Here is a 623-nt window from a genome sequence, read left to right as displayed (position 1 = left end):
GATTTGCACAACCTCATTCTGGCACACTGATGCCGTAGGGGGCCGTCCACCCCATCAACCGTTGTTGATTGTCGACGGGATCGTCGCCCATACTGCCTGACTGAAAGGCCGCGAGGTATGGGTCCCGGCCTGCGCCAGGACGACGGTGGATACATGGACCGCGAATTCCTGATCGACCTGTTTGCCGATTTCGGTCCGGTGGCTATCCGCCGGATGTTCTCCGGCTACGGCATTTCCGCCGACGGCACCAATTTCGCGCTGGCGCTGCGCGCCGGGCTTTATTTCCGCGCCGACGACGACACCATTCCGCAATATGAGGCGGAGGGATCGAAGCCGTTCCAGTATCAGACGCGGGCGAAAACGGTCACGGTGAATTCGTACTGGCAACTGCCGGCACGATTGTTCGACGATTCCGAGGAACTTGCGGTCTGGGCAAGGTCGGCGCTGGCCGCCGCCCAACGCGCCGCGCTGCGCAAGCGGCCGAGGGCGCGGAGGGCGAAGGCGGTGGTGGAGAAGGCAGCGAGCAAGAAGGCGATGGCGAAGAGGCCCACCGCAAAGACGCAGCGTAGATACCATGAGGCGGTGAGCATGTCCTTTCCGATAGGTTTGGGTTTCCAACACTC

Annotated in this window: 1 protein-coding gene; it reads left to right on the top strand. The window is 62.3% G+C overall.

Going from position 1 to position 623, the window contains the following annotated elements:
- Positions 1-153: 153 nt before the first annotated feature.
- A partial coding sequence (locus tag ACFFWD_RS25495; protein WP_376969765.1) for a TfoX/Sxy family protein occupies positions 154-623 on the top strand: 470 nt, incomplete at its 3' end.

The organism is Bradyrhizobium erythrophlei, assembly GCF_042430365.1.
GTDB lineage: Bacteria > Pseudomonadota > Alphaproteobacteria > Rhizobiales > Xanthobacteraceae > Bradyrhizobium > Bradyrhizobium erythrophlei.
This window is presented reverse-complemented; position numbering and strand designations above follow the sequence as displayed.